Origin of the sequence: Bacillus sp. MHSD_36 (assembly GCF_030757775.1) — a bacterium.
Classification (GTDB): Bacteria; Bacillota; Bacilli; order Bacillales; family Bacillaceae_G; genus Bacillus_A.
On the sequence record NZ_JAVBIS010000004.1, the window covers coordinates 335,385 to 352,091 of the forward strand.

16 protein-coding genes and 1 pseudogene are annotated in these 16,707 nt (G+C 38.0%); 13 read left to right on the forward strand and 4 right to left on the reverse strand.

The features are described from left to right. Positions 1-80: 80 nt before the first annotated feature. Positions 81-1,796, forward strand: a complete 1,716-nt coding sequence (locus Q9B79_RS18785; RefSeq protein ID WP_306186576.1) for an ABC transporter ATP-binding protein — start codon at positions 81-83, stop codon at positions 1,794-1,796. Positions 1,797-1,863: 67 nt separating this feature from the next. Then, a complete protein-coding gene (locus Q9B79_RS18790; RefSeq protein ID WP_000637523.1) occupies positions 1,864-2,175 on the forward strand; it encodes a heavy metal-binding domain-containing protein in 312 nt (103 codons plus the stop codon). A 113-nt stretch (positions 2,176-2,288) separates the two neighbouring features. Here Q9B79_RS18790 and abc-f read toward each other — a convergent pair whose 3' ends face one another. The 4 genes from abc-f to Q9B79_RS18810 all read right to left on the reverse strand — a co-directional run bounded on the left by abc-f (position 2,289) and on the right by Q9B79_RS18810 (position 6,038). Beyond that, entirely contained in the window at positions 2,289-3,923 is a 1,635-nt protein-coding gene (gene abc-f / locus Q9B79_RS18795; protein ID WP_306186579.1) for a ribosomal protection-like ABC-F family protein, read from the reverse strand. Positions 3,924-4,174: 251 nt separating this feature from the next. After that, positions 4,175-4,720 carry a flavodoxin family protein gene (locus Q9B79_RS18800; RefSeq protein ID WP_306186581.1) on the reverse strand — a complete coding sequence of 182 codons (546 nt, stop codon included), beginning with the start codon at positions 4,718-4,720 and terminating at the stop codon, positions 4,175-4,177. Between the two features lie 4 nt (positions 4,721-4,724). Further along, positions 4,725-5,093 carry a MerR family transcriptional regulator gene (locus Q9B79_RS18805; RefSeq protein WP_306186583.1) on the reverse strand — a complete coding sequence of 123 codons (369 nt, stop codon included), beginning with the start codon at positions 5,091-5,093 and terminating at the stop codon, positions 4,725-4,727. A gap of 51 nt (positions 5,094-5,144) precedes the next feature. Then, positions 5,145-6,038 carry a LysR family transcriptional regulator gene (locus Q9B79_RS18810; protein ID WP_306186585.1) on the reverse strand — a complete coding sequence of 298 codons (894 nt, stop codon included), beginning with the start codon at positions 6,036-6,038 and terminating at the stop codon, positions 5,145-5,147. Positions 6,039-6,190: 152 nt separating this feature from the next. On the opposite strand from Q9B79_RS18810, the gene Q9B79_RS18815 reads away from it, so the two are divergent. The 11 genes and pseudogenes from Q9B79_RS18815 to hprK all read left to right on the forward strand — a co-directional run bounded on the left by Q9B79_RS18815 (position 6,191) and on the right by hprK (position 16,692). Further along, complete coding sequence (locus tag Q9B79_RS18815) at positions 6,191-7,213, forward strand: YeiH family protein (RefSeq protein ID WP_306186587.1); 1,023 nt, start codon at positions 6,191-6,193, stop codon at positions 7,211-7,213. A gap of 191 nt (positions 7,214-7,404) precedes the next feature. Next, positions 7,405-7,602, forward strand: coding sequence for a helix-turn-helix transcriptional regulator (locus Q9B79_RS18820; RefSeq protein ID WP_002143740.1), 198 nt, complete (start codon positions 7,405-7,407; stop codon positions 7,600-7,602). A 57-nt stretch (positions 7,603-7,659) separates the two neighbouring features. Then, positions 7,660-7,731, forward strand: a pseudogene (locus Q9B79_RS27015) (ATPase); the annotation flags it as partial. Positions 7,732-7,747: 16 nt separating this feature from the next. Further along, positions 7,748-7,975 carry a hypothetical protein gene (locus tag Q9B79_RS18825; protein WP_000524124.1) on the forward strand — a complete coding sequence of 76 codons (228 nt, stop codon included), beginning with the start codon at positions 7,748-7,750 and terminating at the stop codon, positions 7,973-7,975. A gap of 99 nt (positions 7,976-8,074) precedes the next feature. Then, positions 8,075-8,836, forward strand: coding sequence for a MerR family transcriptional regulator (locus tag Q9B79_RS18830; RefSeq protein WP_306186591.1), 762 nt, complete (start codon positions 8,075-8,077; stop codon positions 8,834-8,836). Then, the gene (locus tag Q9B79_RS18835) at positions 8,833-9,453 is read left to right on the forward strand and encodes a hypothetical protein (RefSeq protein ID WP_306186593.1); all 621 of its coding nucleotides are present in this window, start codon (positions 8,833-8,835) and stop codon (positions 9,451-9,453) included. Before Q9B79_RS18830 ends, Q9B79_RS18835 begins: the two co-directional genes overlap by 4 nt. Before the next feature lie 291 nt (positions 9,454-9,744). Beyond that, positions 9,745-11,721, forward strand: a complete 1,977-nt coding sequence (gene uvrB, locus Q9B79_RS18840) for an excinuclease ABC subunit B (RefSeq protein WP_306186595.1) — start codon at positions 9,745-9,747, stop codon at positions 11,719-11,721. 11 nt (positions 11,722-11,732) lie between these two features. Continuing rightward, complete coding sequence (uvrA, locus tag Q9B79_RS18845; RefSeq protein WP_306186927.1) at positions 11,733-14,603, forward strand: excinuclease ABC subunit UvrA; 2,871 nt, start codon at positions 11,733-11,735, stop codon at positions 14,601-14,603. A 58-nt stretch (positions 14,604-14,661) separates the two neighbouring features. Then, a complete protein-coding gene (locus Q9B79_RS18850; RefSeq protein WP_306186597.1) occupies positions 14,662-15,114 on the forward strand; it encodes a DUF4275 family protein in 453 nt (150 codons plus the stop codon). A 111-nt stretch (positions 15,115-15,225) separates the two neighbouring features. Continuing rightward, on the forward strand, positions 15,226-15,606 hold the full coding sequence (locus tag Q9B79_RS18855) for a phage holin family protein (RefSeq protein ID WP_001267308.1): 381 nt from the start codon (positions 15,226-15,228) through the stop codon (positions 15,604-15,606). Between the two features lie 156 nt (positions 15,607-15,762). After that, positions 15,763-16,692, forward strand: a complete 930-nt coding sequence (hprK, locus tag Q9B79_RS18860; RefSeq protein WP_001975188.1) for an HPr(Ser) kinase/phosphatase — start codon at positions 15,763-15,765, stop codon at positions 16,690-16,692. Positions 16,693-16,707: the final 15 nt, after the last annotated feature.

The window sequence follows — 16,707 nt, forward strand, 5'->3', positions numbered from 1 at the left end:
TAGACGGATAACTTGAATAATTATTTGATAATGGTTATCATTTAGGGAGTCTTTTTAATTTTGAAAAATGGGGGGAAGGTATGCTACGTAAATTTTTGTCTTACTATAAACCGTATAAAGGTTTATTTATACTCGACTTTTCTTGCGCAGTTGTCGCAGGGTTATTAGAACTTGGCTTTCCGCTTATCGTAAATCAATTTATTGATAAGTTATTGCCAGGGCAAAACTGGACGCTTATTTTATGGGCTTGTTTCGGTTTACTTGCAGTATATATGTTAAATGCGGGCTTACAATATGTTGTTACATATTGGGGACATATGCTTGGTGTTAACATTGAAACGGATATGAGGCAGAAATTATTTGATCACATTCAAAAGCTATCATTCAGATTTTTTGACAATAATAAAACAGGTCATTTAATTTCACGTCTTACAAACGACTTAATGGAAATTGGTGAAATTGCTCACCACGGGCCAGAAGATTTATTTATTGCCGTTATGACTTTAGTTGGGGCATTTTCATTTATGATGATGATCAACTGGAAGTTAGCGCTATTAACGTTCTTCGTCATTCCATTCTTATTATGGTTAGCGCTTTACTTCAATAAAAAAATGACAGGTACATTTAGACGTTTATTCTCAGATGTTGCTGATTTTAATGCATGTATTGAGAATAACGTTGGTGGTATCCGCGTTGTACAAGCATTCGGAAATGAAAAGTTTGAGAAAGAGCAATTTGCTGTGAACAACGCTCGTTTCCGTACAACGAAATTAATGGCATATAAAATTATGGCGTTAAATTCATCGATTAGTTATATGCTTATGCGTCTTGTAACACTTTTCGTCTTAATATGCGGAACATGGTTTGTTTTGCAAGGTGAATTAACGTACGGTGGATTTATCGGATTCGTTCTATTAACGAATATTTTCTTCCGTCCAATTGAAAAAATTAATGCGGTAATCGAAAGCTATCCGAAAGGGATTGCTGGTTTTAAGAGATATGTAGAGCTTCTTGAAACAGAGCCAGATATTGTAGACGCTAAAGATGCGATGGAAGTTAAACATGTACATGGTGATATTCAATATAGCAACATTACGTTCGGATATGAAAATAAAGAACCGATTTTAAATGATATTAGTTTGAAAATACATGCAGGGGAAACAGTTGCATTTGTTGGACCATCAGGAGCTGGGAAAACGACTTTATGTAGCCTGTTACCACGTTTTTATGAGCAATCATCAGGATCGATTCAAATTGATGGTATTGATACGAAAGATATGACATTATCGTCACTTCGTAAGCAAATCGGAATTGTGCAGCAAGATGTGTTCTTATTCTCTGGAACGATTCGCGAAAATATCGCTTACGGAAATTTAAAGGCGTCAGAAGCGGAAATTTGGCAGGCGGTAAAACGTGCGCAGTTAGAAGACTTAATTTACTCACAACCAGACGGTTTAGATACCGTTATCGGTGAGCGTGGCGTGAAACTTTCAGGTGGACAGAAGCAGCGTCTAGCGATTGCCCGTATGTTCTTGAAAAACCCGCCAATTTTAATACTTGATGAAGCAACTTCTGCACTAGACACAGAGACGGAACTAGCAATTCAAAAATCGCTTGCAGAATTAGCAGTTGGTCGTACAACGTTAGTTATCGCTCACAGACTTGCGACGATTAAAAATGCGGATCGTATCGTCGTTGTAAATAAAGATGGTATTGCAGAACAAGGTTCACATGATGAATTAATTGAACAAGGCGGAGGATACAGCAGGTTATACGAAGCGCAGTTCAGTTCATAAATATAATTTCTACTGAATTAGCACATCATATAAGTAGATGGAAATCTCATATGGGAGGCTATAAAGTATGATTGTAACAACAACGTCTACAATTCAAGGAAAAGAAATTATTGAGTACATTGATATCGTCAATGGAGAAGCCATTATGGGCGCGAATATCGTTCGTGACCTTTTCGCCTCTGTTCGTGATGTTGTCGGTGGTCGTGCTGGCGCTTATGAAAGTAAATTAAAAGAAGCGCGCGACATCGCAATGGAAGAAATGAAAACTTTCGCAAGACAAAAAAATGCGAATGCAATTGTTGGTATCGACGTGGATTACGAAGTAGTTCGCGAAGGGATGTTAATGGTTGCGGTGAGCGGGACTGCTGTTCGTATTTAAAGTAAAAGGCCGTGCATTAGCACGGCTTTTTACTGTTATTGATGCTATTCTATGTCGAAGTGTCAATATTTCTTGGGAAATGCGGAAGGCCTTGTCGATATATAGGGAAGACATTAGAGCGCTTCTTGGCATTTCCGGATTTGAATTAATAATGTTTCATATTCTTGTTCGAGAGATGAGATATCATCGTGATGATTTGGTATGGAAATTCGACCAATGATTTCTGTTAGTTTTGTTTGTAATCGTAATAGTTCTTGTTCAGTAACGTTTACAGAATCCCCAGTTGTTCTTTTTGTGTATTGCTCGTAATTACCGTGGAATACTCTAGGTTCACTCTCATCTACTTGTAGAATATGGTCTGCAACAGAGCGAATAAAGGCACGGTCATGGCTAATGAAAAGTATTGTGCCAGGATATTCTTGTAACATGCTTTCTAATTCTTCTTGTGTCGCTAAGTCTAAGTAGTTTGTCGGTTCATCAAGCAGAAGCATATTATAGTTTCCTAAAAATACTTTTGCGAGTGCAACCTTCATTCGTTCACCTCCGCTTAGAACGTGTACAGGTTTATGAACATCTTCACGGCGAAATAGGAGTCTTGCAAGTATTGTGCGAACGAATGCTTCTGTATAGTTTGTTTCTTCTAGAACGTTTTCCAAAATGGTTTTATCTGTTTGTAAAATTGACAATGTTTGTTCGAAGTATCCAATTTTACAACTTTTCGAAAGCTGCATGCCACGCTCATTTGCAAGAAGCATGTTGAACAAAGTTGTTTTGCCGCTTCCGTTCGCTCCTAAAACAGCAAGCTTTGCACCAGGAGCAATAGTTCCATTCATATTTTTAAATAGTGTACGGTCGCCTACTTTCTTTGTTGCTTTATTGAACTGTACTGCCACTTTACTATGAATGGGTGCATGGTATTGTACGTCAAACTGAGCTTGAGAGAAATCTTTTGGCTTTTCTTTCTTTTCTAGTTTTTCGAGACGTGTTTCTAATGCTTTTGCTGCTTTGCTAACCTTTTCTTGCCCATGAGCCCCACTTAATTTATACAGTTTAGATTCAGATGAACTGAAACGTGTTGGGATTTTTGTCATGTTAGAAGCACGTTGCTTTCTTTGTAAAATGGACTGCTCTAAACGATTTTTTTCTTGTATATATTGCTCATATTCTGCTTGTTTTTGTATTCGTTCACGTTCTCTTTGTTTTCGATAGTTGGAATAATTCCCTTTATACTCTTGAATCATGCCGTCTTCAATTTCAATAATTTTGGTACATATATTATCTAGGAATTCGCGATCATGCGATATTAAAACAAGTGCCCCTTTATAAGATAAAAGTGCCTTTTCTAATTGCTCTGTACCGGCCATATCTAAGTGGCTTGTTGGTTCATCAGCAAATAAAATGCCTGCATCTTGTTCGAGAGCATGGGCAATCTTTAGCCGCATTCGTTCACCGCCGCTCATTGCATCTGTAACGTTTGAAATACTCCATTTTCCTTTTGCGAGAGAAGAAGCGGTTTCCGGTAATTCCTCACTAAGCTGAGGAATGATGCTGATAGAACTATGATGAGTTACTATGCCTTTGTCGGCTTCTATTTCTTTACTTAATATTTGTAATAACGTAGATTTACCAGCGCCGTTGACTCCGACAATTCCGATACGGTCCTGCGCTTGAATTTCCAGTGATGGTAACGTAAATAGTGTGCGATCACCAAAGCTTTTTTCAATATTACGTGCGAATAAAATAGTCATAAAAAAACCTCCCTAGTTTCACTAGAGAGGATAAACGTCGCCCTTGCATGTAAAAATCGTACATAAATAAACGATTTTTCACATGATCGTTTCGAAAGAAAGTATCGACAAATGGACAGACTAATTCCCTGCTAGTTTTCATCATTTTTTGTTCACTATTTGTGATGGATGAAATAAATAAGAGAATTAGAACTTCATTGGTCAAAGTACCTTCCTTTCATTGTATGCGCATACAAAATGGTTTGTCAAACTTATTTCTGTTTATGATTTTTGAATTCGTTATTATACAATTGTACTTTTGCCAGCGCCTTAGCATCGTTTTTGATTTCGTCTAATCCATTCGCAGACCCAATGATATATCCTTCAAATGATGAACCAACAAAATCAAAGATGTATTGGAACTGGGCGATAAGCGGTAATGCTTTTAGTTTCGGATTATCGCCGCCAACGATAACAACGTACATTTTTTTGCCTTTCATTTTTTCTTTGAAATGAAGGGATGTATCACGCAAGCTTTGTGACCAGCGATCGATGAAGTTTTTCATATGACCACTCATCCCGTACCAATATAATGGTGTAGCAAAGATAATTGTGTCGTGCTCTAACATGCGCTTGGTTAACTGCTCGTAGTCATCATCTACAGGTTGGAACCCTTCTGCATCATGACGCTGATCTGTAATAGGATAGACTGTGTGATCACGTAAATAAATTTGTTCTGTTTCAATTCCATCAATCATCATATGTGTTAAAGCTTCCGTATTTCCATTTTGTCTTGAACTGCCGTGTATAACAAACATGTAATCATTCCTTTTCTTTTGCTTTTTTTAGGAGTGAAACGTGTTTTTGCAAATTCGTTTGAATATTGGAAAGCAATGAGATTTGCTTTGTTACTTCATTAAGTTTATCTTCATAAAGCGTAAGGATGCTGCTGCACGGATTGTCGTACAAGTGCGGTTCAATTTCAAGGCAGCGCAGCATCCTTGCCGTCTCTTCTAAATTTAAGCCAATTTGTAAGTACATTTGAATAAGCTCCACTTTTTTGATGGCACTTTCATCAAAATCACGATAGCCATTTGCGAGGCGCTTCGAAGGGAGTAATCCCTTTTCTTCGTAATGTCTTAGTGATCTTTCGCTAACGCCAGTTTCTTTTGATAACTCCCCGATTCGCAATGTGTTTCACTCCTTTTACATGTATTGTAAACCTTCACACTAATGTGAAGGTCAACTTTGTTTTTTCGCAAAAGAGTCTACATGATTTAAAAATACTTGAATAGCTTTAGATGGGATAAAATATTTGCCGCGCACGATGGAGAATGGACGGATGAGTTGTTCGTCTGGAACTTCGACGTGGAATAGTTCTTTTGCCAGTAGCTCTTTCCGTACAGTCCAATCAGAAAGGATAGCGATGCCAAGCCCTGCACTAACTGCTTCCTTCACGCTTTGGATACTACTGAATGTAAAGAATCGTTTCATTTTTAAATGGTGTTGATGAATAAAACGATCGCTATAAGCACGTGTACCAGAGCCACTTTCTCTTAATACCCATACTTGATCTTGGAGTGAGCTTTCATTTATTTCATTTGTGCGGAGCAGTGGATGATTTGGCGGAACGACGAGCTTCATTTCATCTTGCATAAATGTTTCAACGTCAACGTCGGCGTATATGACTTGCCCTTCCACTAAGCCGATATCAATTTGATTAGAGCGAAGACTTTGCAAGACGTCTTCTGTATTTGAGATAAAGGTATGAACTTCGACGTGTGGATTTTCATTCGCATAGTTAGCGAGTATTTTTGGAAGTAAGTATTCGCCAATTGTAAAACTAGCACCGATGCGTAGAGTTCCTGTTACAACGTTATGTAGTTCGTTAATTTCTTGTTTCGCATCTTCGTAAAGAGAGAGCATTTGCTTTGCATGTATATATAATATGTTTCCAGCCTCTGTCACTTGAACGTGCTTCGGGGAGCGCTGAATAAGTGTAGTTCCAAATTCATTTTCTAAGTTGCGAATATGCATACTTACGCCAGGCTGTGAAAGGTTTAATAATTCTGCTGCACGGGAGAAGTGCTTTTGTTCCACGACAGTAACAAAAATTTTTAAAATGTCTACGTTCATGTAATGAGATCCTTTCGTTTTTCTTTCATCTTATCATAAGTATTTTTGATGATAGAGATTAAATATTGATATTAAACTTATTATAGAAACTCTCTTATAATGTAAGTAGATAGAACATGCATGTTCCAATACGATTATTGGAGTGGTACAAAGTGGAACAAACACTTGTTATACAAAAGAAGAAGCGTTTTGGATTTTCGCAAGGAATTGGGATTACACTATTAATTGCAATTGCGGCGAAATATTTAGCAGAGCTTCCGTTTTTAAATATTATGGGACAATTAGTAATTGCTATTCTAATTGGGATGGTTTGGCGTGCGGCAATTGGAGTTCCTCATGATGCAATTGCAGGGACAAACTTTGCGAGTAAGAAGTTGCTTCGCCTCGGGATCATCTTACTTGGAATGCGATTAAATCTTGTTGATATTGCGAAGGCAGGGCCGAAAGTATTGGTCATCGCAGCGGTTGTTATTACATTTACAATTTTCGTTGTATACGGACTAACGAAAGTATTTAAGGTAGAGAAGAAGCTTGGAATTTTAACAGCATGCGGGACAGCAATTTGCGGCGCGGCTGCGGTCGTGGCAATTGCACCGCAAGTGAAAGCGAAGGATGAGGAAACGGCGGTCGGCGCAGCGATTATTGCAATTTTAGGTACAATATTTACACTTATTTATACGCTATTATACCCAGTACTTGGCTTCTCGCCGTACGGTTACGGCGTATTCTCAGGTGCGACGCTGCATGAAATCGCTCATGTCATCGCAGCTGCGGCGCCAGGAGGAAGCACGGCTGTAGACATCGCGGTTATCGTGAAGCTAACGCGCGTAGCGATGCTCGTACCAGTAGCAATTTTAATTGGCTTATGGTTTGGTAAGAGCGAAGGAAGCGAGGAAAAAAGATCGTGGCGCGATCTTCCAATTCCATGGTTCATCTTCGGATTTTTAGCGATGAGTGCAGTTCATTCGCTCGGTATTATCCCAGAAGTTGTTGCCGGCTATATTGTTGTTATTGCTTACATGCTTATTGCAATGGCGATGGCGGGGCTTGGTTTAAATGTAGAGTTTAAAACGTTCCGTAAGTTAGGAAGCAAAGCATTCGTGGCGGGGCTGATCGGTTCGGTTTGCCTTTCTATTCTTGGATACGTTCTTGTATATGCGTTAGGATTTATGTAGTAGGGCGGAGAAGCTGTTCCCAAAGGTATTTGGGAACAGCTTTTTCTTATGATTATAGGGCTAATGATGTCGATATATTTAAAAAATCGCTGTTATAAATTAAATGACTCTTGTACTTTGTTAGAGAAGATGTTCAGTAAGATGGTTTTCTAAAATTTGTAAAGATATCTTTACTTTCGAAGGTGGAACCTATGGGTGTGAAAAATACAATAAAAGAGTTAAGAAAGCAAAATCATATAACGCAAGTTGAAATGGCAAAGGCGATGCAGGTGACGCGGCAGACGATTGTGGCGATTGAAAACCATCATTATAATCCGAGTCTAGAGTTATCGTTAAAAATCGCTAAATATTTTGGAATGAAGGTGGAGGAAATATTTACGCTAGAGTAAGGGGAGAAAAAATGAATGAATAAGTTTGAGAGATTTCAATTAGATTATACGTTTAAATATATAGGGATTGGTTTTGGTTTATTAATAAGTGTGGCATCGACGAGTGTGTTAGCAACAAGGAATAGATAGAAAAAGGGGAACTGGGATGGGATTACCGGTATTATGTGTCGCTACGGCTATTTTTGCTTTGTTTTGGGGAATGCAGAACTTCTCTCGTAATCCAGTACCAAGTATTTGTATTATGCTCGGTACTGTAGGTTTATCGTATTATTTATTAGTTTCAGCTCATTATCATAAAACAGCAACGAGTGTTGTTGTTGGAGCACTTATTTTATTTTGTGGGCGTGCTGTACAAAAAGGATTATTTCCGTAAAAGCTGTTTATACAAAGAGTATAAACAGCTTTTTGTATTTTTTTACAAAAGGCTTGAAAGTGACGTTACGTCATCTTTTATAATGAAGAAGAAGAGGTGATGGTAGTGATTTCAATACAACAATTGACGAAAGAAACAGGGGTAACAGTACGTACATTACGTTACTATGATCAAATAGATTTATTAAAGCCGAGCGGGAAAACAGAAGGCGGGCATCGTTTATATAGTGAAGCTGACGTAATAAGGCTGCAACAAATTTTATTTTTAAAGGAAATGGGATTTTCATTAAAAGAGTCTGCGAATATGTTAGTAAAAGGTGAGCTTAATTTAAAGGATTCGCTTGAAAAACAACTTCGATTTGTACAGGAAGAACAAAAGAAATTCAATCGAATGGAGCGTGTTTTACAAGCTGTTGTTTATTCGGTAGATGTAGAGGGTGAACTTGATTGGAAAGTTATGTTCGAACTGATTCAGCTTTCGAAACAGTCATCTCGTATACGTGAAATATTTCAAAATGAAGTATTTTCAAAGGAAGAACAAAAATTGCTTCATAATTTGCCAAATATGAGTGAAGAAGATCCGAATGTTTTAGAGTGGGTAGATTTATTAAAGCAATTTCGCACTTTTATGAAAGAGGGCAAAGAAGTCGTGAGTGATGAAGTACAAGGGGCAACGAAGAGATTAATGCAGAAGTGTTTAGAAATGGCCAATGGTGATGAAGCGTTTTTAGATAAGTTATGGGAAGTTAGAAAATCGAAGGAAGATTCACAGAAAATGAGCATGTATCCAATCGAAGAAGAACTTTTATTATATATGGATGAAGCTTTTCGTATATATGATGAAAAGGAGAAGGGTAAATGAGTATACTTGTAGAATATCGCTGGTATTTTTTAATTGGGGCAGAGATTGTATTTTGGTTATCAGCTATCGGTTTCTTTTTACTCCGTTACGGATTTCGTTTGAAGAAGGCAAGCTTTATTATGGGGATTGTACTACTCGTAAATGAAGTATTCATTTTAACCTTAGGAGTAGTGGACTATTATCAAACAGGAAAGTTCTCTAACTTTCAAATCATTACTGTAATTATTTTATTGTATGCAGTTTTCTACGGGAAAAAGGATTTGAAGAAGCTTGATATATTTGCGCAAAAGCTAGTTGCGAAATGGCGGAATGAACCAGATCCTATTATTGAAGAACATATAGAATTAACAGGTATGGCTTATGCGAAGCAGGAAATAAAAAATTGGGTATTGCATCTTGTTTTATTCGTTGTTGTGCATATTTTCTTTTTCTTGGCGTATGGGCTTACTCCATTTGAACAGTGGGGCAATTGGTTAGAGTCAGGAATCGTTTTAAATAAAGCTGCAAGTCGCGTGAGCCAAGTGTGGGCGATTATACTTTTAGTGGATGCAGTTATTTCATTTTCATATGTTCTTTTCCCGAAGAAGGAAAAAGGAAAAGAGAAGCTACTTTCATAGAGGAAAGTAGCTTTTTTAGTATACCAATAGTTTGTATAGGAGAGGATGACAGTAGGAAAGAGAGCTAGTTTTATATGTCTATTTGAAATGAATTAGGATTTTAATTAGTGTGTTGTTTACTTTCTGTTCATGTGGGAGAAGGTTTGATAAGGAAGGAAGTGTGCTTTCCTTCCTTTTTCTATGTATATATTGTCGAAAACTTTACCGAATATCTGTTCGTTTTTTTAGGTTTTTTATGGGCATTCGTGGTAAAATAATAATACAGATTTTTATGAGGAGGTCGGATCTTACGTGGAACATCAATTTGAAATTATTTCAGCATATTCCCCACAAGGCGATCAGCCGGTAGCTATAGAGAAGCTTGTAGAGGGAATTAATAGTGGAAAGAAAAAGCAAGTGTTGCTTGGAGCGACAGGAACGGGTAAGACATTTACGATTTCAAATGTCATTAAAGAAGTGCAGAAGCCAACACTTGTCATGGCTCATAATAAAACGTTAGCAGGACAGTTATATAGTGAGTTAAAAGACTTTTTTCCAAATAATGCAGTTGAATATTTTGTTAGTTATTATGATTATTATCAGCCAGAAGCATATGTGCCACAAACAGATACGTTTATTGAAAAAGATGCACAGATTAATGATGAAATTGATAAATTGCGTCACTCAGCAACGTCCGCATTATTTGAACGGGACGATGTAATTATCGTGGCGAGTGTTTCGTGTATATATGGTTTAGGTTCTCCAGAAGAATACCGCGAGTTAGTTGTTTCACTTCGAGTTGGTATGGAAAAGGACCGCAATCAATTGCTTCGTGAACTTGTTGATGTACAGTATGGACGTAATGATATTGATTTCAAGCGTGGTACATTCCGCGTGCGCGGAGATGTAGTTGAAATCTTCCCGGCATCACTTGACGAGCATTGTATTCGAATTGAGTTTTTCGGTGATGAAATCGATCGTATTCGCGAAGTAAATGCGTTAACAGGTGAAGTATTAGCAGAACGTGATCATGTAGCAATCTTCCCAGCATCTCACTTCGTTACACGTGAAGAAAAAATGAAGGTCGCTATTGAAAATATAGAAAAAGAATTAGAAGAACGTTTAAAGGAATTAAATGATAATGGCAAGTTGTTAGAAGCACAGCGTATAGAGCAACGTACACGTTATGATTTAGAAATGATGCGCGAGATGGGCTTTTGTTCAGGGATTGAAAACTATTCCCGTCATTTAACACTTCGTCCAGCGGGTGCAACGCCGTATACGTTATTAGACTATTTCCCGAAAGATTTCTTAATCGTTATGGATGAGTCACACGTATCAGTGCCGCAAGTAAGAGCAATGTATAACGGGGACCAAGCGCGTAAGCAAGTGCTTGTGGATCATGGATTCCGTCTGCCATCAGCTTTAGATAATAGACCGCTCACATTTGATGAGTTTGAAGAGAAAACGAATCAAGTGATTTACGTTTCGGCAACGCCAGGACCGTACGAGTTAGAGCAGTCGCCAGAAGTAATAGAACAAATTATTCGTCCAACAGGGCTTTTAGATCCACCTATTGATATACGACCAATTGAAGGGCAAATTGACGATTTATTAGGAGAGATTCAAGATCGCATTGCAAAAAATGAACGTGTATTAATTACGACTTTAACGAAGAAGATGTCAGAGGATTTAACGGATTACTTAAAAGATGTAGGAATTAAAGTGAACTATCTTCACTCCGAAATTAAAACGTTAGAACGTATTGAAATTATCCGTGATCTTCGCCTCGGTAAGTTTGATGTTCTTGTCGGTATTAACTTGCTGCGAGAAGGATTAGATATTCCGGAAGTATCACTTGTCGCTATTTTAGATGCTGATAAGGAAGGATTCTTACGTTCAGAGCGTTCATTAATCCAAACAATCGGTCGTGCAGCACGTAATGAAAACGGCCGCGTTATTATGTACGCAGATCGTATAACGAGATCGATGGGAATTGCGATTGAAGAAACGCAGCGTCGTCGCACTATACAAGAAGCTTACAATAAAGAGCATGGTATTACGCCGAAAACGATTCAAAAAGGCGTGCGTGATGTGATCCGTGCAACGACAGCAGCTGAAGAAACAGAAACGTATGACGCAGCGCCAGCTAAGAAGATGACGAAAAAAGAGCGTGAAAAGACAATTGCAAAGATGGAAGCAGAGATGAAAGAAGCAGCAAAAGCGTTAGATTTCGAGCGTGCAGCTGAATTGAGAGATTTACTATTAGAATTAAAAGCGGAAGGGTGAATAGAGTGAGCATGAGCAAGGATTTTATTGTTGTAAAAGGTGCTAGAGCACATAACTTAAAAAATATTGATGTAACCATTCCGAGAAATCAGCTTGTTGTTGTGACGGGATTGTCCGGTTCAGGAAAATCATCATTAGCGTTTGATACGATTTATGCAGAAGGGCAGCGCAGATACGTAGAATCGTTATCTGCGTATGCGCGTCAGTTTTTAGGACAAATGGATAAGCCGGATGTAGATACGATTGAAGGATTGTCACCAGCGATTTCAATTGATCAAAAAACGACGAGTCGCAATCCACGTTCAACTGTCGGAACGGTAACGGAGATTTATGATTATTTACGTTTATTATTTGCGCGAATTGGTACGCCGATTTGTCCGAATCATGGCATTGAAATTACATCACAAACAGTAGAACAGATGGTAGACCGTGTTCTTGAATATCCTGAGCGTACGAAATTACAAGTGTTAGCCCCTATCGTTTCTGGGCGTAAAGGTGCACATGTGAAAGTGCTTGAAGATATTAAAAAGCAAGGATATGTTCGTGTACGTGTTGATGGTGAGATGCTGGATGTATCTGAAGAGATTACGTTAGATAAAAATAAGAAGCATTCTATTGAAGTTGTCATTGACCGTATTGTTGTAAAAGAAGGAATCGCAAGCCGTCTTGCGGATTCACTTGAAAGTGCATTAAAGCTTGGCAGAGGCCGTGTGTTAATCGATGTAATGGGAGAAGAGGAACTTCTATTTAGTGAACATCATGCTTGTCCACATTGTGGTTTTTCAATCGGAGAATTAGAGCCGCGTATGTTTTCGTTCAACAGTCCATTCGGAGCATGTCCTTCTTGTGATGGACTTGGTTCAAAGTTAGAGGTAGATTTAGAACTTGTTATACCAAACTGGGATTTATCATTAAATGAACATGCGATTGCGCCTTGGGAACCGACAAGCTCACAATATTACCCGCAACTTTTACAATCTGTATGTAATCATTATGGCGTTGATATGGATGTGCCTGTGAAAGATATACCGAAAGATTTATTTGATAAAGTGTTATACGGAAGCGGTGAAGAGAAGGTTTATTTCCGCTATGTAAATGAATTTGGTCAAGTAAAGGAAAATGAGATTTTATTTGAAGGTGTTATTCCAAATATTGAACGTCGTTATCGTGAAACGAGTTCTGATTATGTTCGTGAGCAAATGGAAAAGTATATGGCAGAGCAAGCTTGTCCGAAGTGTAAAGGTGGACGCTTAAAGCCTGAGAGTTTAGCTGTTTTCGTTGGTGGGAAAACGATTGCTGACGTAACGAAGTATTCTGTTCAAGAAGTACAGGAATTCTTCTCAAATGTGGAACTAACGGAGAAACAACAACAAATCGCTCATTTAATTTTAAGAGAAATCCAGGAGCGCGTTGGGTTCTTAGTAAACGTCGGTTTAGATTATTTAACGTTAAGTCGTGCCGCAGGAACATTATCAGGTGGTGAGGCGCAGCGTATTCGTTTAGCGACGCAAATTGGTTCTCGTCTTACTGGCGTACTTTACATTCTTGATGAGCCCTCTATCGGTTTGCATCAGCGTGATAACGATCGTCTTATTCGTACATTGCAAGAAATGCGCGATTTAGGTAATACGTTAATTGTCGTTGAACATGATGAAGATACGATGATGGCAGCTGACTATTTACTTGATATTGGACCTGGTGCAGGTATTCACGGTGGACAAGTCGTATCAGCAGGTACACCAGCTGAAGTGATGCAAGATGAGAATTCGTTAACAGGGAAGTATTTAAGCGGTAAAGAGTTTATTCCTGTTCCACTTGAAAGACGTAAAGGTGACGGAAGAAAAGTGGAAATTGTCGGCGCAAAAGAGAATAACTTAAAGAATGCGAAGATGTCATTCCCGCTTGGTACGTTTGTTGCGGTAACAGGTGTATCTGGTTCCGGGAAAAGTACGATGATTAATGAAGTACTGTATAAATCGTTAGCGCAAAAGTTATATAAAGCGAAAGCGAAGCCAGGTACTCATAAAGAAATTAAAGGCCTTGAGCATTTAGATAAAGTAATCGATATTGATCAATCACCAATCGGTCGTACACCACGTTCTAACCCAGCGACGTATACAGGTGTATTCGATGATATTCGTGATGTGTTTGCACAAACGAATGAAGCAAAAGTGCGCGGATATCAAAAAGGACGTTTCAGCTTTAATGTAAAAGGTGGACGTTGTGAAGCGTGCCGTGGTGATGGAATTATTAAAATCGAAATGCACTTCTTGCCAGACGTATACGTTCCGTGTGAAGTGTGTCATGGTAAACGTTACAACCGTGAAACGTTAGAAGTGAAATATAAAGATAAAAACATTTCTGAAGTGTTAGGGATGACAATTGAAGATGGAGTAGAGTTCTTCGCTAATATCCCAAAAATTAAACGTAAACTTCAAACGCTTGTAGATGTTGGGCTTGGTTATATGAAATTAGGGCAACCAGCTACGACGTTATCTGGTGGTGAAGCACAGCGTGTGAAATTAGCTTCTGAATTACACCGTCGTTCTACAGGTCGTACGTTATATATTTTAGATGAGCCAACGACTGGTTTACATGCACATGATATTGCGCGTCTTCTAGAAGTTCTGCAACGCCTTGTTGAGAGTGGTGAGACGGTACTTGTAATTGAACATAATTTAGATGTAATTAAAACAGCTGATTATATTGTTGACCTTGGACCAGAAGGTGGGGACAAAGGTGGACAAATCGTTGCGTCCGGAACGCCGGAGCAAGTAGTGAAAGAAGAACGCTCGTATACAGGTAAGTATTTAAAAGAGATTTTAAATCGTGATAAAGCAAGAATGAAAGAGAAAATAAAAGAAGTAGAGTTATCTCAATAAGTGTATTACTAAAAACCGGGTGGCATTTCCACTCGGTTTTTAGTTCATAGGGGGAAAAATGGATTTTTTAGATGCTTTGAGAAAGAAAAATATGAAAGTAAGAGAGTTTCAAAGTTGGGGTGTATATTTTCGGAAGCGCTGGGAGGATAACTTTGCAAACCATGTAAGTGATGAGGAAAAAGAAGATATTTTTCTTTACGAAGATAAGTATGGATGTGGGTATCTTTGGCACATATTTAGTTATGAGAAAAAGAAGTGTTTAGAGGGTGAAGAAGCGGAGAACGCGTTTCATAATGAAGTGAAAAAGGATTGCTATATATTCTATCAACATTGTGATGATGTACTGCTAATAAAAGATGCGAGTTTATTACATCTGAATGATATATTGTGTGAGACGGATGATATGTATAAAGGCGATATCTATATTGTAGGCAAAGAGTTCACTTGGACTTTTGTAAAAACGCATGAACATAGATGGTGTGGTCCCTATTTCACAAAGAGATGTTGGTAGGTATACAAGCAGGAAGAGTAGAATAAGTTGATATAAGTATTTGTATGATACTTGCGTTTCTTATCTATTAGCGTATGATGAAATATATATGTCAAAAGGATGTGTAAGAAAATGAGATGGATTGTATCACTTCTTGTAAATAGCGTTGTGTTAATCGCTGTATCGGGACTTTTAAAAGGGATTGCACCAGACGCGTTTTACGTAGCAAATATACAAACTGCAATTATTGCGAGTATTATTTTGGCTGTTTTAAATGTGTTTGTAAAACCGTTTTTAATTTTAATTACGCTACCGATTACTGTTGTAACTTTCGGTTTCTTCTTAATTGTAATTAATGCGATTACGTTAAAAATAGCAGATTCATTATTAGGAGATGCATTTAATATATCAGGGTTTGGTGTAGCGATTGTTGCGGCAATTTGTATTTCAATCTTTAATATGATTATTGAAAAAGCAATTGTGGAACCTCTATATGAAAAAAAGAGAAAATGACAAAAAGAAAAACATTTCATGATATGTATGAAATGTTTTTTTCTATTTATTAGAAACCGTATTTCTTGTTTCCAGAAAAAAATGGTACAATATCCGGTAGAATGAAATTTTACATCAAATGAGACTGAACCCGCAGCGGAGTGGAGGTTTATACATATGCCGAAAGTAAGGACAAAAGATTTAATTGAACAGTTTCAATTGGAGTTAATAAGTGGTGAAGAAGGAATTCATCGTCCAATTGATACAAGTGATTTATCACGACCTGGAATTGAAATGGCAGGATTTTTTACATATTATCCAGCTGATCGCGTACAGCTTCTTGGAAAGACGGAGCTTACATTCTTTGACACATTAACGTCAGAGCAAAAACAAGAGAGAATGAAAGCGCTTTGTACTGAGGAGACGCCATGTATTATTGTAACTCGTAATCAAGATGTACCAGATGAGTTATTACAAGCATCACGTGAATCAGGCATGCCTTTATTACGTTCTGCTCAAACGACAACAAGATTATCAAGTCGTTTAACAAATTATTTAGAAGGTAAGTTAGCACCTACAACAGCTGTACATGGTGTGTTAGTAGATATTTACGGCGTTGGTGTTTTAATTACAGGTCAAAGTGGTGTCGGTAAAAGTGAGACAGCTCTTGAGCTTGTAAAACGTGGTCACCGTCTTGTTGCGGATGATAGTGTAGAGATTCGCCAAGAAGATGAAGACATGTTAGTCGGAAGCTCACCAGATTTAATTGAGCATTTATTAGAAATTCGTGGTCTAGGTATCATTAACGTTATGACGTTATTCGGTGCAGGGGCAGTGCGAAATTATAAGCGTATTACACTTGTTATTAATCTTGAAATTTGGGATCAAAAGAAAAATTACGATCGCTTAGGTCTTGATGAAGAGAAGATGAAGATTATTGATACAGAACTTACGAAGATTACACTTCCAGTTCGTCCTGGTCGAAACTTGGCTGTTATTATTGAAGTGGCAGCGATGAACTTCCGTTTAAAACGTATGGGAGTCAATGCAGCACAGCAGTTCTCTGAACGATTAATGAGTGCGATTGAGTTAGGAAATCAGGAGTAAACTTTGGAGAGGAGG